The sequence below is a fragment of the Simplicispira sp. GW247-4R2A genome (assembly GCF_059424465.1).
On sequence record NZ_JBWKZM010000001.1, the window covers coordinates 263,886 to 288,996 of the forward strand.

General features: G+C 63.8%; 23 protein-coding genes, 1 other RNA gene and 1 pseudogene. 10 read left to right on the forward strand and 15 right to left on the reverse strand.

Going from position 1 to position 25,111, the window contains the following annotated elements; genetic code table 11:
* The 4 genes and pseudogenes from AC07ZH_RS01260 to AC07ZH_RS01275 all read right to left on the reverse strand — a co-directional run bounded on the left by AC07ZH_RS01260 (window position 1) and on the right by AC07ZH_RS01275 (window position 4,350).
* Window positions 1-1,362 carry an efflux RND transporter periplasmic adaptor subunit gene (locus AC07ZH_RS01260; protein WP_495198207.1) on the reverse strand — a complete coding sequence of 454 codons (1,362 nt, stop codon included), beginning with the start codon at window positions 1,360-1,362 and terminating at the stop codon, window positions 1-3.
* A gap of 118 nt (window positions 1,363-1,480) precedes the next feature.
* Window positions 1,481-2,518, reverse strand: coding sequence for a DctP family TRAP transporter solute-binding subunit (locus tag AC07ZH_RS01265; protein ID WP_495198208.1), 1,038 nt, complete (start codon window positions 2,516-2,518; stop codon window positions 1,481-1,483).
* A 21-nt stretch (window positions 2,519-2,539) separates the two neighbouring features.
* Complete coding sequence (locus AC07ZH_RS01270) at window positions 2,540-3,838, reverse strand: TRAP transporter large permease (RefSeq protein WP_495198209.1); 1,299 nt, start codon at window positions 3,836-3,838, stop codon at window positions 2,540-2,542.
* A pseudogene (locus AC07ZH_RS01275) lies at window positions 3,835-4,350 on the reverse strand (TRAP transporter small permease). The gene AC07ZH_RS01270 and the pseudogene AC07ZH_RS01275 overlap by 4 nt, the downstream one beginning before the upstream one ends.
* A 288-nt stretch (window positions 4,351-4,638) precedes the next feature.
* On the opposite strand from AC07ZH_RS01275, the gene AC07ZH_RS01280 reads away from it, so the two are divergent.
* From AC07ZH_RS01280 to AC07ZH_RS01305, 6 genes are all read left to right on the forward strand, one after another.
* Window positions 4,639-5,580, forward strand: a complete 942-nt coding sequence (locus tag AC07ZH_RS01280; RefSeq protein ID WP_495198210.1) for a LysR substrate-binding domain-containing protein — start codon at window positions 4,639-4,641, stop codon at window positions 5,578-5,580.
* 99 nt (window positions 5,581-5,679) lie between these two features.
* Window positions 5,680-6,573, forward strand: coding sequence for an amino acid ABC transporter substrate-binding protein (locus tag AC07ZH_RS01285; protein ID WP_495198211.1), 894 nt, complete (start codon window positions 5,680-5,682; stop codon window positions 6,571-6,573).
* Window positions 6,574-6,756: 183 nt separating this feature from the next.
* Window positions 6,757-7,656: an amino acid ABC transporter substrate-binding protein gene (locus AC07ZH_RS01290; protein ID WP_495198212.1), complete on the forward strand. Its 900-nt coding sequence runs from the start codon at window positions 6,757-6,759 to the stop codon at window positions 7,654-7,656.
* 89 nt (window positions 7,657-7,745) lie between these two features.
* Window positions 7,746-8,501: an amino acid ABC transporter permease gene (locus AC07ZH_RS01295; protein WP_495198213.1), complete on the forward strand. Its 756-nt coding sequence runs from the start codon at window positions 7,746-7,748 to the stop codon at window positions 8,499-8,501.
* Window position 8,502: 1 nt separating this feature from the next.
* Entirely contained in the window at window positions 8,503-9,195 is a 693-nt protein-coding gene (locus AC07ZH_RS01300; protein ID WP_119109221.1) for an amino acid ABC transporter permease, read from the forward strand.
* A 9-nt stretch (window positions 9,196-9,204) separates the two neighbouring features.
* A complete protein-coding gene (locus AC07ZH_RS01305; RefSeq protein ID WP_495198214.1) occupies window positions 9,205-9,942 on the forward strand; it encodes an amino acid ABC transporter ATP-binding protein in 738 nt (245 codons plus the stop codon).
* 75 nt (window positions 9,943-10,017) lie between these two features.
* Here AC07ZH_RS01305 and AC07ZH_RS01310 read toward each other — a convergent pair whose 3' ends face one another.
* Genes AC07ZH_RS01310 through AC07ZH_RS01320 form a run of 3 tightly spaced genes read right to left on the reverse strand, consistent with a single transcriptional unit; the run spans window position 10,018 to window position 12,578 of the window.
* Window positions 10,018-10,629: a chemotaxis protein CheC gene (locus AC07ZH_RS01310; protein ID WP_495198215.1), complete on the reverse strand. Its 612-nt coding sequence runs from the start codon at window positions 10,627-10,629 to the stop codon at window positions 10,018-10,020.
* A 1-nt stretch (window position 10,630) separates the two neighbouring features.
* Complete coding sequence (locus AC07ZH_RS01315) at window positions 10,631-10,993, reverse strand: response regulator (RefSeq protein ID WP_495198216.1); 363 nt, start codon at window positions 10,991-10,993, stop codon at window positions 10,631-10,633.
* Between the two features lie 22 nt (window positions 10,994-11,015).
* A complete protein-coding gene (locus tag AC07ZH_RS01320) occupies window positions 11,016-12,578 on the reverse strand; it encodes a sensor domain-containing diguanylate cyclase (RefSeq protein WP_495198217.1) in 1,563 nt (520 codons plus the stop codon).
* Window positions 12,579-12,908: 330 nt separating this feature from the next.
* Between AC07ZH_RS01320 and pyrC the strand changes: the two genes are divergently transcribed.
* The 3 genes from pyrC to htpX are packed head-to-tail and all read left to right on the forward strand — an operon-like array spanning window position 12,909 to window position 15,682.
* On the forward strand, window positions 12,909-13,961 hold the full coding sequence (gene pyrC / locus AC07ZH_RS01325) for a dihydroorotase (protein ID WP_495198218.1): 1,053 nt from the start codon (window positions 12,909-12,911) through the stop codon (window positions 13,959-13,961).
* Window positions 13,962-13,981: 20 nt separating this feature from the next.
* Window positions 13,982-14,740, forward strand: a complete 759-nt coding sequence (locus AC07ZH_RS01330) for a DUF3025 domain-containing protein (protein ID WP_495198219.1) — start codon at window positions 13,982-13,984, stop codon at window positions 14,738-14,740.
* 60 nt (window positions 14,741-14,800) lie between these two features.
* Window positions 14,801-15,682 carry a protease HtpX gene (gene htpX / locus AC07ZH_RS01335; protein WP_495198220.1) on the forward strand — a complete coding sequence of 294 codons (882 nt, stop codon included), beginning with the start codon at window positions 14,801-14,803 and terminating at the stop codon, window positions 15,680-15,682.
* A 46-nt stretch (window positions 15,683-15,728) separates the two neighbouring features.
* Here the strand turns inward: htpX and AC07ZH_RS01340 are convergent, their stop codons facing one another.
* The 7 genes from AC07ZH_RS01340 to AC07ZH_RS01370 all read right to left on the reverse strand — a co-directional run bounded on the left by AC07ZH_RS01340 (window position 15,729) and on the right by AC07ZH_RS01370 (window position 23,814).
* Entirely contained in the window at window positions 15,729-17,444 is a 1,716-nt protein-coding gene (locus AC07ZH_RS01340; RefSeq protein WP_495198221.1) for an NAD(P)/FAD-dependent oxidoreductase, read from the reverse strand.
* A gap of 165 nt (window positions 17,445-17,609) precedes the next feature.
* Entirely contained in the window at window positions 17,610-18,497 is an 888-nt protein-coding gene (locus AC07ZH_RS01345) for a cache domain-containing protein (protein ID WP_495198222.1), read from the reverse strand.
* A gap of 306 nt (window positions 18,498-18,803) precedes the next feature.
* Window positions 18,804-19,871 (reverse strand): lysylphosphatidylglycerol synthase domain-containing protein, encoded by a 1,068-nt coding sequence (locus AC07ZH_RS01350; RefSeq protein WP_495198223.1) that lies wholly within the window; start codon window positions 19,869-19,871, stop codon window positions 18,804-18,806.
* A 13-nt stretch (window positions 19,872-19,884) separates the two neighbouring features.
* Window positions 19,885-21,156: a cardiolipin synthase ClsB gene (clsB, locus tag AC07ZH_RS01355; protein ID WP_495198224.1), complete on the reverse strand. Its 1,272-nt coding sequence runs from the start codon at window positions 21,154-21,156 to the stop codon at window positions 19,885-19,887.
* A 46-nt stretch (window positions 21,157-21,202) separates the two neighbouring features.
* Complete coding sequence (locus AC07ZH_RS01360; RefSeq protein WP_495198225.1) at window positions 21,203-21,967, reverse strand: endonuclease/exonuclease/phosphatase family protein; 765 nt, start codon at window positions 21,965-21,967, stop codon at window positions 21,203-21,205.
* Between the two features lie 169 nt (window positions 21,968-22,136).
* The gene (gene cysK / locus AC07ZH_RS01365) at window positions 22,137-23,054 is read right to left on the reverse strand and encodes a cysteine synthase A (protein WP_495198226.1); all 918 of its coding nucleotides are present in this window, start codon (window positions 23,052-23,054) and stop codon (window positions 22,137-22,139) included.
* A gap of 142 nt (window positions 23,055-23,196) precedes the next feature.
* Window positions 23,197-23,814 carry a class I SAM-dependent DNA methyltransferase gene (locus AC07ZH_RS01370; protein WP_495198227.1) on the reverse strand — a complete coding sequence of 206 codons (618 nt, stop codon included), beginning with the start codon at window positions 23,812-23,814 and terminating at the stop codon, window positions 23,197-23,199.
* A gap of 60 nt (window positions 23,815-23,874) precedes the next feature.
* Here AC07ZH_RS01370 and rnpB point away from each other — a divergent pair.
* An RNA gene (gene rnpB, locus AC07ZH_RS01375) (RNase P RNA component class A) lies at window positions 23,875-24,206 on the forward strand.
* A gap of 84 nt (window positions 24,207-24,290) precedes the next feature.
* On the opposite strand, the gene AC07ZH_RS01380 is transcribed toward rnpB, so the two are convergent.
* A complete protein-coding gene (locus AC07ZH_RS01380; RefSeq protein WP_495198228.1) occupies window positions 24,291-25,079 on the reverse strand; it encodes an rRNA pseudouridine synthase in 789 nt (262 codons plus the stop codon).
* Window positions 25,080-25,111 lie beyond the last annotated feature (32 nt).

Below are 25,111 nucleotides of genomic sequence, written 5' to 3' on the forward strand. Positions count from 1 at the left end.
TCAGCGCGTTGCGGCGCTCTGGGCAGGCTGGGCCGACGCGGCAGAGGCCTTGTCGGCGGGCGCTTTGGGCATGCCCCCTGTGCCTGCCACTGTGGCCGCTCCTGCCGCCTGCGCGGTGGCTACCTTCACCGGCTGCGGGTTCACCGTATCACCTTCCTTGATGCGCTGAAAACCGTCCACTATCAGCGTGTCGCCGGCCTTCACGCCGCTCTCGACCAGCCAGCGGCTTCCGATGGCCCGGTTCACCTCAATAGGGCGACGCATCACCTTGCGGTCCTGTCCCACGATGAGCACGCTGGCCTTGCCGGCAATGTCCCGCGTGACAGCCTGCTGGGGCACCAGCAGGGCATCGCTAGAGACGCCGGTGGGTAGCAGTGTCTGCACGTACATGCCCGGCATAAGCACGCCGTCCGGGTTGGGAACCACGGCGCGCAAGGTTACGGCGCCAGTTCCGGGGTTCACCGTGATGCCGGAAAACTGCAGGCGCCCGGCTTGCGGGTACTGAATGCCGCCTTCGAGCGCGATGCTGATGCGCACAGCGCCTTCGCCGACGCGCTGAAAGCGGCCATCGGCCAGGTCGCGCCTGAGCTGCAGCAACTCGCTGCTCGACTGCGTGATGTCTACATAGATCGGGTCCAACTGGGCTATCGTGGTCATCGCGTCGGCCTGGTTGGCAGTGACCAGGGCGCCGGTATTGACGTTGGAGAGGCTGGTGCGTCCAGCAATTGGCGCCAGCACACGGGTGTTGCGCAGGTTGATGCGGGCGGTGTCCAGCGCTGCCTGTGCCACCGCCACGTCGGCGGTAGCCTGCTCGGCGGCGGCTTGGCTTTCCTCGTAGGCCTGCCGGCTGACGGCGTCGATGCGCACCAGTTCCGCATTGCGTTTGGCATTCACTTCTGCGGTATGCGCTTGCGCTTTTGCCTTGGCCACTGCGGCTCGGGCAGCAGCTTCGGTGGCCTGATAGGGGGCAGCGTCGATCTGGTAGAGCGGCTGTCCCGCTTTGACCTGCGCACCTTCAACAAACAGGCGTTTTTGGACGATACCGTTGATTTGGGGGCGCACGTCGGCGCTCATGAAGGCAACGGTGCGCCCGGGCAGAGCGCTGGTCAGTGTCTGTCGCTCGGGTTGCAGCGTGATTACGCCGACCTTTGCGGGTTCCTGCGCCGCGGCGCTGCGGGCTTTGGTGTCGGAGGCAGGCTTGTCGGAGCAGGCCGCCAGCAAGGCTGCTGCTGCCAGGGGGAGCGCCCACCAATGAATCCGCTGTTTCTTGTGGACACTGGCCCTTGCAGGTGGCCGATCTGCAGGATGGACCCTTTGGAGGGCGATGGGGTGCATGCGGGCTTCGCTGGGTGAAAAAGGCATGGAAATGGAGACTCCGAATCTCGGTCGAATTGTGACCATCCAATGTGTCTTCTTCATAAAGTTGGCGCTCTGCCGACACAAAAAAGCCCCGCCGGAGCGGGGCTGGTGGGGAATGGATTTACTGCTTGCGTGCTGAAATGGCCTTCTCTGCCATGTTCACCAGATCGGTGCCCACCTGGCCTTTCCATTTGTTGTAGACCGGGCGAGTCGCTTTCACAAACGCTTCGCGTTCGGCGGGCGTGAGCTGTGTCACCGTGACGCCCAGGCCCTCGATCTGCTTGAGCAGGGGCTTGTCGGCTTCCACTACGCCTTTGCGCGCAATGGCGATTTCTTCCTTGCCAGCTTCAATGGCGGCCTGGCGCACGATGTCGCGGTCGGCAGGCGTCCAGCTGTTCCACACTTCCTTGTTGACGACGAAGATCAGCGGGTCGGCGATGTAGCCCCACAGCGTCAGGTACTTTTGCGACACGCTGTGCAGTTTGGCGGCGGTGAAGATGGAGAGGGGGTTTTCCTGCCCGTCCACCGCACCGCTGGCCATGGCGGGCTGGGCATCGGACCAGCTCATCTGCGTCGGGTTGGCTCCCAGGGCGGTGAAGGTGTCGAGAAACAGTGGCGAGCCGACGACGCGGATCTTCATGCCCTTGAGGTCGGCTGGGGTCTTGATGGAGTGCTTGGAATTCGAGATTTCGCGGTAGCCGTTCTCGCCCCAGGCGAGCGGCACGACCCCGGCTTTGTCCAGCGTGGTGAACAGGCTCTTGCCGACTTCGCCCTGCGTGAGCGCGTCGATGGCGGCGTAGTCGGGCATCAGGAAGGGCAGTGAAAACAGGTTGAGCTGCTTGACCTGCGGCGACCAGTTGATGGTGGAGCCCACGGCCATGTCGATCACGCCCTGGCGCAGGGCGGAGAACTCGCGTGTCTGGTCGCCCTGGATCAGCGAGACGCCTGGATAGAGCTTGATGTTGATGCGGCCATTGGTGCGTTCGCGTACTTTGTTGGCCCACAACTCGCCGCCCTTGCCCCAGGGGAAGGCCGTGCCCAGCACCAGCGACATGCGGTACTCGCTTTTGTAGTGGCTTTGCGCCAGCGCAACGGGGGTGCTGAAGGCCAGCAGCGAGGCGGCGGCCACGGCCGAGGTCAGAAAAGTACGCAGTTTCATGGGTCAGTCTCCTTGTAAAAATCAATAGCCCAGGTAAGTGGGGAGCCACAGCGCCAGTTGTGGCCAGACGATGACGCATAGCATCGCCACGCACATGGCACCCACCAGCCACAGCACCCAGCCAGTGGTGTCTTCCATGCGTACGCCTGCGATGCGGCTCGACACCATCAGGTTCACCGCCATGGGCGGCGTGAACTGGCCAATGGTGACATTGAGTGTGAGGATGACGCCAAACCACACCGGGTCCCAGTGGTAGTGGCGCAGGATGGGCATCATCAGCGGCACGAAGATCAGGAAGATCGAGATGCCGTCGAGAAACATGCCCAGCACGATAAGCATCAGGATCAGGAGCGCCAGCACCGCGTTCTCGCCCAGGCCGGAATGCACGATGGCGTTGGTGATCGGGTCGATCACGCCCAGCGTCGAGAGCGAGAACGCAAAGATGGCCGCGAGCGACACCACCAGCAAAATCACCGCTGAGAGCTCGCCCGATTCGCGCAAGATGACGAACAGGTCGCGCACGCGAATCGTGCGGTGAATGGCCATGCCGACAAACAAGCCATAGAACACGGCCACCACTGCTGCCTCAGTAGGCGTGAACCAGCCCGCCCGCATGCCGCCCAGGATCACCACCGGGGCTGCCAGGCCCCAGGCAGCGTCGCGCAGGCTGCGCCAGAAGGGCGGTCGCGGTAGCGCGGCTTCAAGCTGGCCCATGCGGTGGCGCCGTGCCAGCCACACCGTAGGAATGGCCAGTGCCAGTCCGGCCAGAATTCCCGGCACCATGCCGGCGGCAAACAGCGCCGGCACCGAGGCCCCAGGCACCAGCACCGAGTAAACGATGAACGCCACAGATGGTGGAATGAGAATGTCGGTGGAGGCCGCTGCCGCCACTACGCTGGCAGAGAACGCTGGCGGGTAGCCAGCGCGCTGCATGGCCAGCAGCATCACGCCGCCAATGGCCGCGGCCGTGGCCGGGCCAGAACCCGAAATGCCGCCGAGGAACATGGCCACGCCAATGGCCACCAGCGGCAGCATGCCGGGGCCGCGCCCGACGATGGCGACGGCCAGGTTCACCAGGCGTGCGGCGACGCCGGAGCGGTCGAAGATGGACCCGACCAGCACGAACATCGGAATCGCCAGCAGCGGGTACTTGCCCAGGCCGGCGTAGAAGTTCTGTGGCACGGCCAGCAGGCCAAACCACTGTGTATCCGCGTTGGTGAGCGCAATGGCCGCCGCGCCCGCCAAGCCCAGTGCGGCGCCCACCGGCACGCCCGCGAGCAGAAAGACCGCGAAGGCGGCAAACAGCAAGGTCGCGATCATGGAGCGGGTGGGCGGCGCGAAATGCGCAGCAGCAGACCGAAAGCGCGCCATGCGATCAAACCGGTGAGCAACGGGTACCAGATGGAATACCACCACTGCGGCACACCGATACCGGGCGAGGTTTCGCCGTAGCGGTAGTCGTCCCACACCAGGCGCACACTGAGCGCTGCCATCAGCGTGAACAGTACCGTCACCATCAAGGCGCCGAGCAGTGCCAGGCGCCGCTGGCGCATGGCACTGCCGCCGCTGGAGAAAAATTCAATACGGATGTGCCGGTCGCGCGCAACCGCCGCCGAGCCGCCGACGAGCGCCAGCACGATCATCAGAAAGACCGAGAATTCTTCCGTCTATGCAAACGATGCGTCGGTGAAATAGCGCACCAGCACATTGGCGAAGGTGATGAGCGCGAGCGCCGCCATGGTCAGTACGGTGAGCCAGTCTTCAAGCGCCAGCGAGCGGGTCGTGGCGTCGGCCGCATCGTCTGGCGGCGAGGGCAGTTCAGGTTGGGACATGCGGAAGCGGATTCATAGAAGCAGAAGAGGGCCACGCGGGGCGTGGCGCAGGCGCAAAACATTATGCGTGCAACGCAATTGCGCCGCTTGTGGCGTGCATGCGTAAGGGACGTCCTGCATAACTCCTCGCGGCGTGTGATAGCACGGACTCGGGCGGTGTGCGTCGTTGCGTTTTGCAGCCAATAGCTACGGCTATTGCCTGCAAAACACGCCTAGCATCCCATCCCGATCCGCACTACACCCACTCGCGTAGAGTTTTGCAGGGCGTCCCAAGCGGATAATTGACCGATGGAAACCAAGTGGCTTGAAGATTTTGTCAGCCTGGCCGAGACGCGCAGCTTTAGCCGCTCCGCCCAGTTGCGCCATGTGACGCAGCCGGCGTTTTCGCGCCGCATCCAGGCGCTGGAAGCCTGGGCAGGGACCGATCTGGTCGATCGCAGCTCCTACCCCACGCGCCTGACCCCGGCGGGCCGTACGCTCTACGACCAGTCGCTGGAAATGCTGCAAGCGTTGCACAGCACCCGGGCCGCCTTGCGCGCCCATGGCAGTTCGAGCCAGGACATGATCGAGTTTGCCGTTCCGCACACCCTGGCGTTTACCTTTTTCCCCGAATGGGTCTCGCGTATGAGCGAGCGCTTTGGGCCGTTCAAAAGTCGTTTGATCGCGCTGAACGTGCACGACGCCGTCATGCGTCTGGTCGAAGGCAGCTGCGATCTGTTGGTCACCTACCACCATGAGTCGCAGCCGTTTCAACTCGATGCCAACCGCTACGAAATGCTCAGCCTGGGCCAGGAAGTGCTTGCGCCCTATGTGCGCCCCGGTCCGGACGGACGGCCGCTGTACCGTCTGCCCGGCGCCGCTGCCGAGCCGCTGCCTTACCTGGCCTACGCGCCAGGGGCTTATCTGGGGCGCGTGACCGAACTGATCCTCAAGGAGTCGCGTGTTCCGTTGCACCTGGAGCGGGTGTACGAAACCGATATGGCCGAAGGCCTCAAGGCGATGGCGCTGGAAGGCCACGGCGTGGCCTTTTTGCCTCTTAGCGCGGTTCGCAAAGATCTGCGTGCGCGCCGCCTGGTCAGTGCCGCGCCGCCTGAACTGCCGCATCTGCAAATGACCATGGACGTGCGCATCTGCCGCGAGCGACGCGGTCCGCGAGAGACCGGACACGACAAGATTGATGCTTTGTGGAATTTTCTCGTGGAGCAAAGTGCCGCCTCCGCAGGCTCATGATTCTTTTGCATGACACTGCCAACAATAGGCATTGGATGCGCGGTAACTGTCCACTTACATTCGCCGCCTACAGTATTTCTTACTCTGGAACTGAACCCCATGAACCTTGCTTCGCGCTTTGTCTACTTCCTGCTGGCCGTGGCGGCAAGCACGAGCGCGTTGGCTGCGCAAGGGGTGCTGGAGCGCATACGTGGGGGCGGCAAGCTGGTCATTGCCTACCGCGACTCATCGGTGCCGTTTTCCTATCTGGACACCAAGACGAGCCAACCCATTGGCTACGCCATGGACCTGTGCCTGCACTTGGCGGACGTCGTGCGGCGCCAGACCGGCAAGAAGGACATGGCGATCGAGCTGGTGCCGGTTACCTCGGCCAATCGGGTGGCCACGGTGGCAGAGGGCAAGGCCGACATGGAATGCGGCTCGACAACGAACAACGCCGAGCGTCGCAAAACCGTGGCATTCACCATTCCGCACTACATTACCGGCGCACGTTTGCTGGTGCCGGCGGCAAGCACGGTGACCCGGCTTGAGGATCTTTCTGGCAAAACGGTGGTATCCACCAAAGGCTCCACGCCTTTGCTCGCAGTGCAGCAGGCCAACCGATCGCACTTGATGGGCCTGAACATCGTCGAGGCGCCGGACCACGCGCGTGCCGTGGAAATGGTGGAAAAAGGCGAGGCCGATGCCTTCGTGATGGACGACGTCCTGCTCTACGGTCTGGCGGCCGGCCGCCCGAACCCGAAGGCGCTCAAAGTCGTCGGTCGGTTCGTGACCACGGAACCACTAGCCATCATGCTGGCGCCGGGCGACCCTGAGTTCAAGAAACTGGTGGACGACGAAATGCGCCGCCTGATTACCAGCCGCGAGATCTATGCCATTTACGATAAGTGGTTCTTGCAGCCCATTCCACCACAAAACCGCGCGCTCAATCTGCCGGTGAACTACCTGATGCGCGACTTCTGGAAGTACCCGACCGACAAGGTGCCTTTCTGATCGGCAGCGCCATTTTCTTCTTAAAGCGGTTACTGTGTCGTTTCGGTCTTGGTGCGGAACGGCGTTTCCGCACAGGTGCCCAGTTCTCGCTTTGATTGCAGATTCGATTTCTTCAACAGCTGCGCAAGGTGAGTGCAGCACCCTAAAATCCGCCATTTTCGGCACAACCCCAAGGAGACACGCATGAAAAAGCAACTATTGGCCGCAGCCGTCCTCGCACTGGCTGCCAGCGCAAGCTTCGCGCAGGCTGGTGACACCCTGGCAAAGATCAAATCCTCTGGCAGCATCACGCTGGGCGTGCGCGAATCGTCAGGTCTGTCGTACACGCTGGGCAATGGCAAGTACGTCGGTTTTCACACCGAGATGGCCGAACGCATCGTGGGCGACCTGCAAAAGGACCTGGGCGTGGCCAAGCTGGACATCAAGTACCAGCCCGTCACGTCGCAAAACCGCATCCCGCTGGTGACCAATGGCACCGTGGACCTGGAGTGCGGCTCCACCACCAACAACAAGGCCCGCCAGAAGGACGTGGCTTTTGCCGTGACCACCTATGTGGAGGAAGTGCGCATGGCGGTCAAGGCCAACTCGGGCATCAACTCCATCAAGGACCTCAAGGGCAAGACGGTAGCGACCACCACCGGCACCACCTCGGTTCAGACCCTGCGCAAGAACGAGCGCGCCACTGGCCTGGACTTCAAGGAAGTCTATGGCAAGGACCACGCCAACAGCTTCCTGATGGTTGAGACCGGCCGTGCCGATGCCTTCGTGATGGACGGCTCCATTCTGGCGGCCAACATCTCCAAGGCCAAGAACCCGGCCGACTACAAAATCGTCGGTGAAGTGCTGTCGGTCGAACCCATCGCCTGCATGCTGCGCAAGGACGACCCGGCCTTCAAGAAAGCCGTGGACGACTCCATCAAGCGCCAGATCGCCGACGGCTCGCTCGCCAAGCTGTACGACAAGTGGTTCATGCAACCCGTGCCGCCAACCAACGTGAAGATTGGTCTGCCCATGTCTGAAGCGACCAAGGATGCGTGGGCGCACCCGAACGACAAGCCCATGGAAGACTACGGCAACAAGTAAGGCAACCATCGGCTCCATGCCCCCTTCGAGCCATCGGTTCGGGGGGGCTTTTTCGTGGCGCTGCACGACCGTGAACTGAAAGGAAACCTATGAGTTGGGATTGGCAGGTGTTCTGTCAGGACACGCTGGATCAAACCGCCGTGGCCGGTTGTTTTGGCAAAGGTGGTGACATCACCTACCTCGATTGGCTGCTCTCGGCCTGGGGCTGGACGGTGTCGGTGTCGCTGCTGGCGCTGGTGCTGGCGCTGGTGCTGGGCGGCCTCATCGGCACGCTGCGCACCCTGCAGGGAAGGCCCTGGGTGGTACGACTGGGCAATGCCTGGGTGGAACTGTTTCGCAATATTCCTTTGCTGGTGCAGTTGTTCCTCTGGTACCACGTGCTGCCATCGTTCTTCCCCTCGCTCCAGCAGGTGCCCGGTTTCGTGCTGGTGATTTTCGCCCTCGGCCTGTTCACCTCCGCGCGCATTGCAGAGCAGGTGAGATCGGGGCTGGAGTCGCTGCCGCGGGGCCAGCGCTACGCGGGCATGGCGGTGGGCTTCACCACCTTCCAGACCTACCGCTACGTGCTGCTACCGATGGCGCTGCGGATCATCATTCCGCCGCTGACCAGCGAGACCATGAACATTTTCAAGAACTCGTCCGTGGCCTTTGCGGTCTCCGTGGCCGAGCTGACCATGTTCGCTATGCAGGCGCAGGAAGAAACCTCGCGCGGTATCGAGGTTTACCTGGCGGTGACAGCGCTTTACGTGGTGTCGGCCTTCGCGATCAACCGCCTCATGGCGTTCATCGAGAAGCGCTCGCGTGTGCCGGGCCTCATTGCCGCCAGCGGCGCAGGAGGACACTGAAATGCCTCTTTCAATCGATTTTTCGTTCTACAACTGGGACCTGGTGCACAACTTTGTGCTCAAGGGCCTCTACTTCAGCGTCATGCTCACGGTGGTATCCACCATTGGCGGCGTGATTTTTGGCACCGTGCTGGCGTTGATGCGGCTCTCGGGGCGCAAATTGCTCGTGCTGCCGGCGACCATCTATGTCAACGGCATGCGCAGCATTCCGCTGGTCATGGTGATTCTGTGGTGCTTCCTGCTGGTGCCGATGTCTTTTTATGCACTCTTTGGCGAATTTGGAAGGGACTACCGTGCAGAGATGTCGGCGGTCGTGACCTTTGTTGCTTTCGAGGCGGCGTACTTCAGCGAGATCATGCGCGCCGGTATCCAGTCGATTTCGCGCGGCCAGGTGTTTGCCGGCATGGCCATGGGCATGACCTATGGGCAGAACATGAAGCTCGTGATCCTGCCGCAGGCGTTTCGCAACATGCTGCCGGTGCTGCTGACGCAGACCATCATCCTGTTTCAGGATACCTCGCTGGTTTACGCCATCGGCGCCTACGACATGCTCAAGGGTTTCGAGATCGCCGGCAAGAACTACGGCCGACCCATCGAGGCCTATCTGGCGGCAGCCGTGGTCTATTTCGTCATCTGTTTTGCGCTGTCCTGGGCCGTCAAACGCCTGCACCGCAGGATTGCCATCGTGCGCTAAGGAAATTGCATGATTGAACTCAAGAACGTCTCCAAGTGGTACGGCAGCTTTCAGGTGCTGACCGATTGCTCCACCGCCATCCAGAAGGGTGAGGTGGTGGTCGTCTGCGGCCCTTCCGGCTCGGGCAAGTCCACGCTCATCAAGACCATCAACGCGCTCGAACCCTTCCAGAAGGGCGAGATCTGGGTCGATGGGGTAGCGGTGCACGACCCCAAGACCAACCTGCCCAAGCTGCGCAGCCGTGTTGGCATGGTGTTCCAGCATTTCGAGCTGTTCCCGCACCTCTCAGTGACGGAAAACCTCACCATCGCGCAGATCAAGGTGTTGGGCCGCAGCGCCGACGAAGCCAAGAAACGCGGCCTCAAGATGCTCGACCGTGTGGGCCTGTCGGCGCACAAGGACAAGTTCCCAGGCCAGCTCTCGGGTGGTCAGCAACAGCGCGTGGCCATTGCACGTGCACTCAGCATGGACCCTATCGTCATGCTGTTTGACGAGCCGACCTCGGCGCTTGACCCTGAAATGGTCGGCGAGGTGCTGGACGTGATGGTGGGCCTGGCCAACGAGGGCATGACCATGATGTGCGTTACCCACGAAATGGGCTTTGCCCGCAAGGTGGCGCACCGGGTGATTTTCATGGACGTCGGTGGCAAGATCCTCGAAGACTGCACCAGCAACGAGTTTTTCAACAACCTCGAAGCCCGCCAACCTCGGACCAAGGATTTCCTCAACAAGATACTGCCGCACTGAGGGGCGACGCCGACGGCCGGCAAAGCCCGTTCCACGGCGCCTGCAGGCGTGGAACACGCCCACCAGTTGGTTGGGTCAGTCCATTTCTGTCGGGCGGTCCAGCAGTCGGTTGACTGCCGAGCGCAGGCTTTCGAGCGAGGTGGTGTTGAGCACGAATACCACGAAGCCCTCGATCTGGCTGCTCAGCAGCTCGAAGCGGATGCGCAGGAACACCACCAGGTGGTTCTGGATGCGTGTACCCAGGATGGTGCGGCTGTCGCCGATGTCAATGCTGGGCGAACTGAGCTCGAATTCGTTGCCCAGGAGGTCGGCCAGTGCCGCGATGCAGGCGTTGAGCATCACGTTGCCCACCTCCGTCATCGCATCCTGCTCGATGGCGCTGAGGTCCTCGCCGGGCACGCTCTGGCCTGCCACGATGCGCACGATCTCCAGGCTCTTGTCGCCCGGAAAGATCAGCAGCGCATCGCCGCTGAAGACGCCCCGGAACGGCTGGCGCACGCCGTACATGGGCTTTTCGGCCGTACCGAGCTGCTGGGCGGCCTCGCTTACGGTGAGGATGCTCACGTGCGGCACGGACAGCAGGACCTCGTCGTGCATGAGGTGGCCCATCGCAGCCGCCGCCTTGCCCACGCCGATGTTGAAGATCTCGCTGAGCGCGTCGATTTGCTCGTCGTCAAGCTGCACCATGTCAGGCTCCCACGAGGGCCGCGAGCTGGGCCGTGGCGCTGGCTGTGATCGGCTTCGGGATGAACACCATTCCTGCCTCCTCGATGCGTTCCTGCAGGACGGACTGTACGTTGGCGGTGAGGATGGCGATGGGCACGTTGGGCAGGATCTTGCGCAACTCCAGCGCGGCCTCCAGGCCGTTGATGCCATGCATGTTGAAGTCCATGGAGACGAGGTCTACCGGGCTCTCTCGAACCATCTGCAGCGCCTCCTCGCCGCTGCTGGCATGCAGGATGGTCCATTGCGGATGGGCCTGCAGGGCCAGTCCCTGCAGGATGAGCCGGGACATGCGGCTGTCGTCAACGATCAGTAGTCGGATACTCATGGTGAATGGCACAGGCAGTGCCTCAAGACTGTCGGATTCCGGGCTCATAGGCAAGTACTTTGTCACGGCCCGTGGCTTTGGCGCGATAAAGCGCCCGGTCGGCCTCGGCGAGCAGGTGCTCGATGCCGGGATGCTGGGGCGCCATTTCTGCCGCGCCGATGGAGACGGTGAATGCCATAGGATGGCCAGGGGCGGACTCAATGTCCATCCGTGCGATTGCGCCGCGGATGCGCTCGGCGATCACCATGGCGCTGCCGGTCGATGAATGGGGGAGCAGCGCCGCGAATTCCTCACCTCCCAGTCGCCCGACCAGGTCGGCATCGCGCAGTACCTGTCCTATGGCCTGCGCGCAGGCGCGGATGGCGTCGTCGCCCGCTTGGTGGCCGTGCAGGTCGTTGATGCGCTTGAAGTGGTCGATGTCGATCATGAGTACCGCGCAGGGCTGTGCGTGCCGGCGGCAATGGTCGAACAGGGCCGTGCCCCGTTCCATGAAGGCACGCCGGTTGAGCAGTCCGCTGAGCGGGTCCTGGGTGGCCAGTTCGCGCAACTGCGCTTCGAGCGCCTTGTGCGTGCTGATGTCGAACCCCCACAGCAAATGGGCCAGTTGCCCATCGACCTCGATGAGGCGTGCCGACAGCGAACTCCAGCTTGGGTTGCGCCCGCCGATGAGCGCCTCCATCGCATCGACCTGGCCGTACTGGTCGAGTGCCTGCATGAACCGTTGGCGGGTTTGCGGGTCGTTCAGCAATTGCTGCAGGAACAGCGTCTGGGGTGGAGCCTTGAGCCCGAGGCGCTCGGTGAGCTTGCGGTTGATGAAATGCACCCGCCCGCTCTGGACCTCGGCCAGCACCACGTCGCTCGGGCTGGTATCGAGGATGAAGCTGAGCAGCGCGCGGCCTTCCTCGATCTTGCGCGTGCGGTTGGCCACGCGTACTTCGAGCTGACGGTTGGCCTGGGCGAGCTGGCGTGATGCCGCGCTGGCCGACCGGGCGTCATGCACCAACTTCCAGATCAGCAGCGCCGTGCCTGCCAGCAGGCCACCCAGCACGGCACTGAGCACCGTGAAGCGGTCGTGGAGCTGCTGGCGCGCATGGCCGGTTTCCTGGGTGTTGGACAGGTACGCAGCAGCCACGGCTTTGCGGCTGCTGTCGAGCAGTGCATCCGAGCGCCCGATGATGTCTGTCGCGACGGCCCGTGCGTCGGCGTCGGGCCGGTCCAGCCGGCTGGACCATTGCGCAGTGTGGCGCAGCAGTTCCTTCAGTTCCGCCGCCGGCTGTGGTGGCTCTTCGCGCAGTCGCATGCCGATTTGATGAGGCTGGTCGAGCGTGCCGAGAAGCACGTCCACGCCATTCTGCAGCTCATGCGCGGAGGCTTCCCCTGTCTGCAGCTTGCGTGCAAGCAGACTGACCCGTGCCAGTTCGCTGTGTACGCTCGAAACGTACCAGGGGTCGCTTTGCTGGTAGGGTCGCGCAAGCGACTGCGTTTCCCGTACGGTCCACCACAGCGCCGTCGAAGTGGCAACCGCCATGGCAGCCACCATGGCGAGCAGCCAGTAGGTACCGTTCAACCATCTGGAAGGCGCCACCGGCGGAGTCTTAGCAGACGGAGATTGCATGGACCTGTGAGAGGGTTGGATTGAGGTATTCCCGCACCTGCAGTTGGGGAAGGCCGTCAGGGGATCAGTTTCAGCGGCCCTTTTTCCCGGGTGCCCATGGGCTAGCCACTGCTGCGGTGGTCAGTAGGGAATGGTAACGCACAGGCCCCATCGGATCTGGCGGCTCCATCGTCCAATGCCCCCGTATATTCCGTAGATCGTGAACACGTTCTGAGCACCAGGGGCCAGCGTTTGCCTCCAGTGGATACCCCATTGGGGGGACTGTCGTCCGGTTTTGGAAGCGCTGGCGCGGATGGGACAATGCTGCCCATGACCGCCTCCACCGACATTCTCACCATCACCCGCCCCGACGACTGGCACCTGCACGTGCGCGATGGCGATGCGCTGCGAACCGTGGTGCCCCACACTGCCGCTCAGTTTGGCCGTGCCATCATCATGCCCAACCTGCGCCCGCCGGTGACCACGGCACAACAGGCGCTTGAATACAAGCAGCGCATCCTGGCGGCAGTGCCCGAGGGCATGGCCTTCGAGCCGCTGATGACGCTCTATCTCACCGACAAGCTGCAGCCGGAGGAAATCGCCCGCGCCAAGGAAGCGGGCATTGTGGCGGTGAAGCTCTACCCTGCCGGCGCCACGACCAACAGCGATGCTGGTGTGACCGATCTGCGCAAGACCTATGCCACGCTGGAGGCGATGCAGAAAGCGGGCATGCTGCTTCTGGTGCACGGTGAAGTGACCAGTCCCGACATCGACCTGTTCGACCGCGAGGCGGTGTTCATCGAGCAGCAACTGATGCCCCTGCGGCACGATTTTCCTGAGCTGAAAATCGTTTTCGAGCACATCACTACCCGCGAGGCCGCACAGTACGTGAATGATGCGGATCGCTTCACGGCCGCCACCATCACCGCACACCACCTGCTCTACAACCGCAACGCTATCTTTACGGGCGGCATTCGCCCACACTATTACTGTCTGCCAGTGCTCAAGCGTGAAGAGCACCGCCGCGCGCTGGTGCAGGCTGCCACCAGCGGGAGCGACCGCTTCTTTCTCGGCACCGACAGCGCGCCGCACCCCGCGCATTTGAAGGAGCACGCCAGCGGTTGCGCTGGCTGCTACACCGCGCACGCGGCCATGGAGCTGTACGCCGAGGCGTTCGACGCCGCCAGCGCGCTCGACAGGCTGGAGGGCTTTGCCAGCTTTCACGGCCCGGCCTTCTACGGCCTGCCGCGCAACAGCGGTACCCTCACCCTGGTGCGAGAGAGCTGGACACCGCCGGACAGCTTTGCCTTTGGGGAGGCTGAGCTCAAGCCCCTGCGCGCGGGCGAGGCGCTGGCTTGGCGCGTCCAAAACTGACGCCTGCCGACGCCAGACCAATGGCCAGCCGAACGCGGCCTGCCGTGCTTTCTGAAGTGGACTGGCAAGCCCCCTGGCTTGCGCCCTGGCGCGAGCTTGGCGCACCGCTGGCGGGGGCAGTCGCCAGGGGCATGCCGGTGCACGAGGCGCTGAACGCAGCCCAAGGCGCCCCAGTGCGCTTCGTGCCCCAGGCGCATCTGCCAGCAGGTACCGCTTACGAGCAGTTTATTTTCGACAACGGCTGCGTGCCCACGCGTGGCAACCTGCACGACTTTTTCAATGGCCTGGTGTGGCAGCGCTTTGGCCAAGCCAAGCAGCGCCTGAACCAGCTGCAGGCGGGCGCGATGGCCGTGCAGGGCGTGGGACCGGTGCGCGGGCCGCTGCGCGACGCCTGTACGCTGCTGGACGAGAGCGGCGCCCTGCTTGAAGCGCCGCCGGCCCTCTGGCAGGCATTGCTGGCGCGCGATTGGCAGGCACTGTTCGTGCAGCACCGCGCGCTTTGGCGCCGCGCCCGGGTCACGTTGTTTGGTCATGCCGCAATGGAACAACTGGTCAAGCCAAGAAAAGACATCACAGCGCACGTGTTGATTACGTATGATGCTATAAATTCAGGAGCAAATCAGGGCGCAAGGCTGGCGCACCAGCTCCAGGCGCCCTGGCTGGCCACCAAGCCCTTTGCCCCCCTGCCGCTGCTGGGTATCCCGGGGTGGTGGGCCGGTAACGAGGCGCCTGGCTTTTATGATGAGACGGCGGTGTTTCGCCCGCCTCGCGGCCCTTGAAAACGCTGTCGGGCGCCGCACCTTCCAACGACCTTTGACCGACTCTTTTGTGGAGCCCGAATGAAACGTATCGCCCTGTTTTTGTTGACCAACCTGGCCGTGGTGGTGGTGCTGGGCATTGTGGCCAGCCTGCTCGGTGTCAACCGCTACCTCACAGCCAATGGCCTGAACCTTGGTGCGCTGCTGGGTTTTGCCTTCATCATGGGCTTTGGCGGCGCCATCATCTCGCTGCTCATCAGCAAGCCGGTGGCCAAGTGGAGCGCTGGCGTGCAGGTGATCGAGGCGCCGCGCAATGGCGACGAAGCCTGGCTTGTCGAGACGGTGCGTGGTTTTGCCGAGAAGGCTGGCATCGGCATGCCAGAAGTCGGCATTTTCGAGGGTGATCCGAACGCCTTTGCCACGGGCGCCTTCAAGAATTCGGCGCTGGTGGCAGTGTCCACGGGCCTGCTGCGCAACATGACGCGCGAGGAGGTCCAAGCCGTCATTGGCCACGAGGTCGCCCACATTGCCAACGGCGACATGGTGACCATGACGCTGATCCAGGGGGTGATGAACACCTTTGTGGTCTTCCTCTCGCGCGTCATCGGCTATGCGGTGGACAGCTTTCTGAACAAGAACAGTGAAAACCGCTCCGGTCCTGGCATCGGCTACTACGTCACCACCATCGTGCTCGACATCGTGCTGGGCTTCCTGGCGGCCATCATCGTCGCCTGGTTCTCACGCCAGCGGGAGTTTCGTGCCGACGCTGGCTCCGCCCAGCTCATGGGCCAGCGCCAGCCCATGATCAATGCGCTCGCCCGCCTCGGCGGCCTGCACCCGGCAGAGCTGCCCAAGAGCATGCAGGCCATGGGCATTGCCGGCGGTATTGGCCAGCTGTTTTCCACCCACCCGCCGATTGAAGAGCGGATTGCGGCGCTGCAGGCGGCGCAGAAGAACGGCTGAGCGCGCACGCTACAAGCCGCCAGCAGGTCTGCCGCTGGCGGCTTTTCTATGCCAAGCCCAGCAGGCTGCGCGCCACGGCCTCGCCGACCTTGATGCCGTCCACCCCGGCCGAAAGAATGCCGCCGGCGTAGCCCGCGCCTTCGCCGGCGGGGTACAGACCGGCGGTGTTGGGGCTTTGGAAATCGTCGCCCCGGTGGATGCGCAGCGGCGAAGAGGTGCGTGTTTCCACCCCCGTCAGCACCGCATCGGGCATGTCAAAGCCCTTGATTTTTCGGCCAAAGATGGGCAAAGCTTCCCGCAGCGCGGCAATGGCGTAGCCGGGCAGGGCGTTGGCCAGATCGACCGGCCGCACGCCAGGCTGGTACGAGGGCTCGACACTCGCCATGTGGGTGGATGCGCGGCCCGCCAAAAAGTCGCCCACCAACTGCGCGGGCGCGCTGTAGTCGCTGCCGCCGAGGACGTAGGCGCTTGATTCGAGCTGGCGCTGCAGCACGATGCCGGAGAGCGGATGCGCGCTGCCTGCGCTCTTGTCGGTGACCCCGTGGTGCGCCCCCAGCGTGGCTTCGAATGCCGCCGCATCCTGCGGGTAGTCCTCGGGCGTGATGCCGACTACCAGCCCCGCATTGGCGTTGCGCTCGTTGCGCGAATACTGGCTCATGCCGTTGGTGACGACACGGCCGGGCTCGCTGGTGGCGGCCACCACGGTGCCGCCAGGGCACATGCAAAAGCTGTAGGCAGCGCGCCCGTTGGCCGCGTGGTGTACCAGTTTGTAATCGGCTGCGCCCAGCAAAGGGTTGCCTGCGTGCCGGCCCCAGCGGGCGCGGTCGATCAGGCCTTGCGGGTGCTCGATGCGAAAGCCGATGGAAAACGGCTTGGCCTCCATGGCGACGCCGCGCGTGTGCAGCATGGCGAAGCTGTCGCGCGCGCTGTGGCCGAGTGCCATGACGACCTGCGACGCGGCCAGTTCGTCCGTGTCGCCGGTGGTCTGGTCGAGCACGCGCAGGCCTGCGATGCGCCGGCCCGCGGCGCTCTCGTCCACCAGCACATCGGTTACCCGCTGGCCGAAGCGCACCTCACCGCCCAGTGCGATGATTTGCGCACGCAGGTTTTCGACAACCTTGACGAGCTTGAACGTGCCGATGTGCGGATGGGCGGCGTACAGAATTTCTTCCGGGGCACCCGCCTGCACGAACTCGTGCATCAACTTGCGGCCCAGGTGGCGCGGGTCCTTGATCTGGCTGTAGAGCTTGCCGTCTGAAAACGTGCCGGCGCCACCCTCGCCAAACTGTACGTTGCTCTCGGGATGCAGTTCGCGTTTGCGCCACAGCGCCCAGGTGTCCTGCGTGCGCTCGCGTACCGCCTTGCCACGCTCGAGCACGATGGGCTTGAACCCCATTTGCGCCAGCACCAGCGCGGCAAAGATGCCGCAGGGGCCAAAACCTACCACCACGGGGCGATCTGCCAGTGTTTCTGGCGCCCGGCCCACGGGCTGCCACGCCATGTCGGGTGTGGGCTGGACGTGAGGGTCGCCGGCATGGCGCTCCAGCAGGGCGGCTTCGCGTTCCGGCTGGGCCAGCGTGACATCGATGATGTACACCGCCAGCAGGCCCGCCTTGCGTGCATCGAAGCTGCGCTTGAAGACGTGGACGTGGGCGATGTCCGCCGGGGACAGGCCCAGCAGCACACTGGCGGCGGCCCGAAGCGGGACCTCGGGCGCTTGGGCTGCCGTGAAGGGCAGCCGGATTTCGGAGAGTCGGATCAAGATTTTGCGGGCCCGTGGTTATCGGGCGATGGCAATGTCGGAGGGCGCAAATGATAGCCCCTCAGACTGCGTGCGCCATTGGTCGCAAGGGCTAGGTAGCCCGCCTCATGGCTGTATGGATGTTTTCAGTCGACGGCGGCGGGTCCGCCAAGGCGTGGGGAAAGGCTACTTGGTGTAATAGCCGACACCCAGCAACACGTCGCCCTCGCGCTGGATGAGCGAATGCTTGGCTTCTACTGCGTTGGTGGCTGGATTGCGCCACATGTAGTCAACCGTGCCGCTGCCCTTCTGTTTTGCCAGGGTGATCATTTCTTCGATCAGGGGTTTGCCGGTGGCGTCCCGCAGGCCGCGCACATTCATCCCGGTGAGCTGGGGTGACGCGCCGGTTGCCCGGTATTCGCCATCGTCGATGCCGATCACGAACACATATTGGTCGTTGTGCGTGAAGCTGCCCTGCGGGTCATTGAAAGCCTCAAATGCGGTTTTGCCACCCCATCTTTTCAAGAATGCCACTGCCTTGGCGAGCAGGTCCTGTGCCTCCTCAACCGTGGCGCGCGGCGTGTAGTACCCGACGCAGAGGATGGTGTCGCCGACCTTGCGGTACAGGCTGACCTTGTTTTCCAGGTGATTGGTGGTGCGGTTCAACCACCGGTATTCAACGGTGCCTGTCGGGGATTTTTGTGCCAGTTCCAGCAAGTCCTGAATAAAGGGCTTGCCGGCCGCATCGCGCAGTTGCGCCTGATTTTTGCCTGCCAGCGCCGGCGCGGCGCCATCGGCATGCATGAAACCATCCGTTCCGACGGCAAAAACATAGTAGGCGCCGTCGATAAAAGGCCCCTTGTGATCATTGAAGGCAGCGAAGGATTTTTCGGGGCCATTTTTCTGCAGGTAGCTCACCGCGTTATCCAGCAGCGCGGTGGCGCGTTTGGCTTCCGAGCGTTCGATTGTGCCAAGGTGCTGTGCTTCAGTAACTTCGGCAGCGTTGACAAGCGGTGCTGCGATCAATGCCGAAACTACGGCCAGAGTGAGCAAGCCCAAGCGATTGCGTTTCATGACGTACTCCAGATCGAAAAATGAGAGCCCATTCGATACCGGAATGGGCGTTGGATTGCCAAGGTGTCAGCCTGAATAGCTAGCAAAATACAGACCAACCCATTCATTTGTCGAACTGTGTCACACAGCCAAGCGTGCGAATCGCGCCGTACGGGAACAATCGTTCCAATCTGAAACTATTGTTCCATTACATGACGCATTGGAAGTCATGCTTCGCGCCCGAAGCACCCGCCGGGTGGAGGTCTGTTCTCACATTCCGGCGGACATAACGCACATCCATTTTGGCCAACGCAACGCCCCATTCGTTTACTTTGGGCGCTCAGGTGTCAGCCATTCCTGCGCGGCCAGCGCCAACGCAGCGAGCACCAGCGGCACGAAGTAGTACAGTGCCCGATAGGCGAGCAGCGCGGCCAGCACGTCGGTCTTGGAGAGCGTGTCCGTGGTCAGCAGCGCCACGCCCACCGATTCCAGCACGCCCAGGCCGGCGGGCACGCGCAGTACCAGCCCGGCCACCGCGCCCAGCATCACGGTGGCGATGGCCGCCGGGTAGGCCACCTGGCCCTGCAGCACCACCCACAGCGCCGCACCCATCAGCATCCAGTTGGCGCACGACACCACCACCTGCCACAGCGCCAGCGGCCAGCGCGGCAGGGCAAAGCGGTGTCCGCGCAGCGCCAGCGGCCGCCCCCCTCGCACCAGGCACAGCGCCAGGTAGGCCAGCGGAGCCAGGGCCAGCAGGGCGCCGCCCATGCGCCACTGCGCGGCGCTGGCGCTCCAGCCAAAGACGGCGGGTGGCACCCAGAACCAGGGGACGGCGGCTGCCAGCAGCAGGTAGCCGACCCAGTTGGTCAGGATGCTGGTGGCCACCACCTGGCCAATCGTTCCGGGCTCCACGCCGCGCCGGCTGTAGAGCCGGTAGCGCACGCCCACGCCGCCAATCAGCGAACCGAGGTTGAGGGTGAAGGCGTAGCTGGTCATGGCGATGCCCAGCGTGGTGGCGCGGCCCAGGGTGTGGCCAGTGGTGTGCCGGCCGATCCATTCAAAACTGCCGTAGGTGAAGTGGCTCAGCAAGGCCAGCGCCGCGCCCGCCCAAAGCACACGTGCCGGAAGCGCCAGCACCGCTTGCCAGACGGCGGACCAGTGCACGCCGCGCGCCTGGTGGGCGATGAGCGAGGCCACCAGCACGAAGAATGCGCCAGCCAGGCCGCGCGTCAGCAAGGGCCACCAGGGTTTTTGTTGCAATGAAGTCAGCCCCATGCCCTGAGAAGCGCGCCGAGGTGCGCCGGTGCGCGCGGCACCGCGCCCAGGGCGCAAGCGCGGCAGCGCAGTGAATGCGGTCGGCGCCTGGGGCGTGGTGGGCCTTGGAAGCGCCATGCGCGGCTTTCCTTCAGACTGCGGCGTGCGAGCGCTCGGTCTCGCCGGCTTCGGCCTGCCCAGCCTCCTTGACCGCCTGCGCCAGCGCAATGGTGGGTTCGTGGCGTGGCAGCCAGCCCACCCAGGTGGGAAACCAGCGCATCAGGTGAAACACCAAATAGCTGCGCAGCAGGCGCAGCCGCGCCCACCGGCTCTTCGCGGGCAACTCGATGCTGCGGCAGCTGTTGTCCATGAGATCGGTGAGCCGCTCGTGCAGGTGGGCGTTGAAGGGGCGGTCGCGGATGATGACGTTGGCTTCCAGATTCAGCGCCAAGCTCAGCGGATCGAGGTTGCTTGAACCCACGGTGGACCACTCGTCGTCCACCAGGGCCACCTTGCCGTGCAGCGGCCGGTCGCAGTATTCGAAGATGCGCACTCCCGCGCGTGACAAGTGCTCGTAGAGCAGGCTGGCGGCGGTCTTGACGATGGCCATGTCGGGCTGGCCCTGCAAAATCAGGCGCACGTCCACCCCGCGCCGCGCGGCGCGGCGCATCTCGCGGATGAAGCGGTAGCCGGGGAAGAAGTAGGCGTTGGCGATCACGACCCGCTGGCGCGCGCTGCGCAGCGCGATTCGGTAATGGCGCTCGATATCGCTCCTGTGGCGGTGGTTGTCGCGCGTGACGAAGATGGCGCCTGCTGCGCCAGCTTGCGGCAAGGTCTGGGGGTCGGGCGACTCGGGCGACTCGGGCGATTCGGGAACCTTCTGGCGCCGGTCGGTGTGCACCGCGCTCTGCACGAAGCGGTGCATTTGCGCGACGATGGGGCCACGCACCTGCACGGCGTAGTCCTGCTTGGCCTCGGGTCCGAAATCGGCCACATGGTCGGCCGAATAATTGATGCCACCGATGAAGCCCAGTGCGCCGTCGACCACCACGATCTTGCGGTGCATGCGCCGCAGCACATTGAGGCGCTGGCCAAAAATACGTTGGCCCGGATCGAAAGTGCGGAACTGCACGCCCGCCTCGACCAGCTCGCCGACATAGCGCTCGGGCAGGTCAGGCGAGCCAAAACCGTCGACCAGCACATGCACGCATACACCCCGCTGCGCCGCGCCAAGCAGGGCGGCATGCAGCGCACGACCGATCTTGTCGTCGAACAGGATGAAGGTTTCCAGCCACACCTGGCGTTCGGCGGCCCCAATGGCGGCGAACACGCGGGGAAAGAAGTCTTCTCCGTTTTCCAGCAGCTCGAAGTCGTTGCCCTCCACCCAGCGGGTGGAGCGGGGGGCGCGTGCGCGACTGTTCATGGAAAAACCTCCATGCCTTGCGCGGGCCGTCGGCGGCCGGCTGCCGTCATATGCTGATCTCCACTGCCAGCGGCGCATGGTCAGACAGCCGGTCCCAGGGCTTTTTTGGGAGTATCAGCGGTGAATTCACCGTCGCATCGCGCACATAGATGCGGTCCAGTGCCAGCACCGGCATGGATGCGGGAAAGGTTCGCTGGGCATGCCCTTGCGACTGCAGAAACACCTCGCTCAGACCCGCGCCGTCGCGCAGCACGCGGTGGGCGCGACCACGCCAGTCGTTGAAGTCACCGGCCATCACCACCGGCTCGTGCGCCGGCAGCGAATTGATGAGGTCGCACGCCAGCCGCAGTTGCTGCTGGCGGTGCGATTCCTGTAGACCCAGGTGCACGCAGATCGCATGCAAAGGCTCCGCACGCCCGGGCGGCTGGACGATGCAGTGCAGCATGCCCCGGCGTTCGGGGCCGCGAATCGAAATATCGTGGTTTTCGTAGTGAACGATGGGAAATTTGGAGAGCAGGGCGTTGCCGTGGTCTCCGTTGTCGTACACAGCGTTGCGCCCATAGGCGTGCTGGTGCCAGATTTCGTCGGCCAAAAATTCGTATTGCGGCACCTGCGGGAAGTTGGCAATGCGCTGCGCGTGGGCCCGGTGCGTGCCGTGCACTTCCTGTAGAAACACCAGATCGGTTCCTACGGCCCGCACCGCGTCGCGCAACTCATGCAGCACAAAGCGCCGGTTGAAAGTGCTGAAGCCCTTGTGGACGTTGACGGTCAGCGCCTTGAAGGCCAGGGTGGTGGATTCGGTGGAAGGCATGCGGGCAATCGGTCGTGGACAGATGCCGCCGCTGCATTCTGGTGCCGGGTGCATGGAGCTCGCGGCGGCCTGGTTCGATTGTTCCGCGTGCTACCCGCGGGCGCTGTAGGACGGCTGGCCGATGCCTTGTGAAGCGCGGCCACCACCGCGCTCATAGATCTTGTCTGGATCAGGTGGGCAGGAAACCATCCACCGACAGGTAGCGCTCGCCGGTGTCGTAGTTGAAGCCGAGGATGCGGCTGCCAGCGGGCAGTTCGGGCAGCTTTTGTGCAATCGCGGCCAGCGTGGCGCCCGATGAAATGCCGACCAGAATGCCTTCCTCGCGGGCGCTGCGGCGTGCGAATTCGCGTGCATCCTCGGCGTCCACCACGATGGCGCCATCGAGCACGCTGGTGTCGAGGTTCTTCGGAATGAAGCCGGCGCCCAGACCCTGAATGGCGTGCGGGCCGGGAGCGCCGCCGGAAATCACGGCCGAGCCGGTGGGTTCCACCGCAAACACCTTGAGATTCGGGAATCTTGCCTTGAGCACGCGCGCGCAGCCAGTGATGTGGCCGCCGGTGCCAACGCCGGTGATCAGCACATCCAGGCCATCGGGGAAATCGGCCAGGATTTCTTTTGCCGTGGTCTCGGCGTGGACGGCGATATTGGCCGGGTTCTCGAACTGCTGCGGAATCCAGGCGCCGGGCGTCTGCGCCTGCAGCTCCTCGGCGCGGGCAATTGCGCCCTTCATGCCCTTTTCCTTGGGCGTCAGGTCAAACTTCGCACCGTAGGCCAGCATCAGGCGGCGCCGTTCGATGCTCATGCTGTCGGGCATCACCAGGATGATTTTGTAGCCCTTGACGGCCGCTACCAGCGCCAGGCCGATGCCGGTGTTGCCGCTGGTGGGCTCGATGATGGTGCCGCCGGGCTTGAGCGCGCCCGATTTTTCCGCCGCTTCGACCATGGCCAGCGCAATGCGGTCCTTGATGGAGCCGCCTGGGTTGCTGCGCTCGGACTTGATCCACACCTTCGCGTCCGGCCCGAAGATGCGGTTGATGCGGATGTGCGGCGTGTTGCCAATGGTTTGCAGAATGTTGTCGACCTTCATGGCGTCTCCTGAACGGTTGGGTGGAAAAGCAGTGCCATTCATTCTGAACCCATTGTTCTGCCGGTTCAGCCATATGGATATGCCGGATCAGCGGCCTTCCTGTCACGGCACCCGGTGTCTCAGGGAGATCGTGAACACATCCTCAGGGCTTGCGCCCGGTCATCAGAAACAGGGGATAGGCCCGCCCGTTGTGCTGCTGCAGGCGAAGGATTTCGCCAAACGCGATGTCCACCAAACCGGCTTGTTCGGCCAGCGCACGCAAGCTGTCGGGTGCAAAGCCGAAGTGCTGCACGCCCTTCGCGGCGTTGGCGGCGGCGTCGCCGTGAAAGCTGCCGTCCTCCTGGTACAGATCCACCAAGGCAATGCGCCCACCGCTGTGCAGCGCAGCGGCAAAGGTGTGCAGGAGCGCGGAGGTGTCCGCGACGTGGTGCATCGCCATACAGCTCACGATGGCGTGGTACTGCCCGGGCAACCCTGCGGAGATGTCTTGCTGGCGCGTGGTGATGTTGGCAAAGCCCTTTTCATCCAGCACCTGCAGCATGGCGGCCGACATATCCAGCGCCGTGACCTGCGCGACGTGCGGCGCAATGGCGGTGGACAGCAGCCCGGTGCCGGCGCCGAAATCCAGCACATGGTCACTGGCCTGCAAGGGCAGCTGCGCCAGCAGGCGCTCGGGTACAGCGGCCAGTTGCAGCGACGTGGGGCGCTGGTCCCAATCGCGGGCGGCGGTGTCGAAATGGGTGGTGGAAGGAATGGTCATGGTGATGGGCTTGGAAAAAGGGGTGAACGAGGTGCGTGGGTCGGGGATAATCGCTCCCGTGAAGCGCGCCAGACCGCCGCTGGTGCAATCTGGGAAACCAGGCACTGGAGGAACGTCCGGACTGCACAGGACAGCGTAGCAGCTAACGGCTGCCCACCGTGAGGTGAGGATCAGAGCAACAGAGACGAGTCGAAGCAGGCCTAGGCCCGCTTCGGGTGAAACGGGCAATCTCTACGCGCAGCAATACCAAGTAGGCCAACGTTGATGTGGTTCCGCAGAGTTGGCGGGTAGGTAGCACCGAGCCGTGGTGGCGACACCCGGCCCAGAGTAATGGCGGTCACGTTGCAGGCAACCGCAGCGCACAGAATCCGGCTTATCGGCGCGCTTCACACTTATTCTCGCAAGGTCGAAATTTTAAGAGAAATTGGCCTCTAGCGCTTATCGGTATTGCCCTGACAGCTATTTTTTCAATAGCGTCAGAATTTCTCCCATGCCTGCAGATAGCGCCATTGCCCCTCGGGCACCTTGGCCAGCGGCACGCGCCCGATGCGGATGCGGCGGATCGCCACCACGCGCAGGCCCACGGCCTCGCACATCGAAGGAATCTGCCCGGGGCGGATGCCCTTCAGCGCAAAGCGCAGCCGGGTTTCGTTCTGCCAGCTCACCTTGATGGGCGGCAGCGGCCGGCCGTTGAACGAGAGGCCATGGCAGAGCTTTTTCAGACCGCCCTCGGCAATCTGGCCCGCCACCTCGACGATGCACTCCTGCTCCAGCGACTCGATGTCCTCGGCCAGCTTGCGCGCGATGCGCTTGTCCTGCGTGTAGACCACCAGCCCGCTGGCCGGTGTGGGCAGCGGCGTGAAGCATTCCAGGGCGCGAAAGTGGCGCAGCAGCACGCGGGTGTCGGCGGCGTCGCCTTCCATGTGGGTGGACAGCCCGATCAGGCTCAGCGCTGCGGGCGCGCCCTGGCTGCGGCTGCCGTGCGCAGCGGCCGCCGCGTCAAGCCCCAGGCCTGCTTCATAGCCCGGCGGCTTGTGCAGCAGCAGCGTCACGGGTTCCAGCGCGTCGAGGCTGGCATCCTTGGCCAGCACCACGTGCTGCTGCGGCGCTACGCGGGCGCCAGGGACTTCGACCAGTGCCCCATCGACGCTGACATAGCCGCCTTCGATGTACTGCTCGGCCGCGCTGCGCGAGAGGCCATGCTCGGCCGCCACGCGCTTGGCGAGGCGCTCGGTGTTGTCAGGTGAAGTGGAGAGATTTTTCATTTCGCTCAATCATGGGGCAATACATCCAGCGC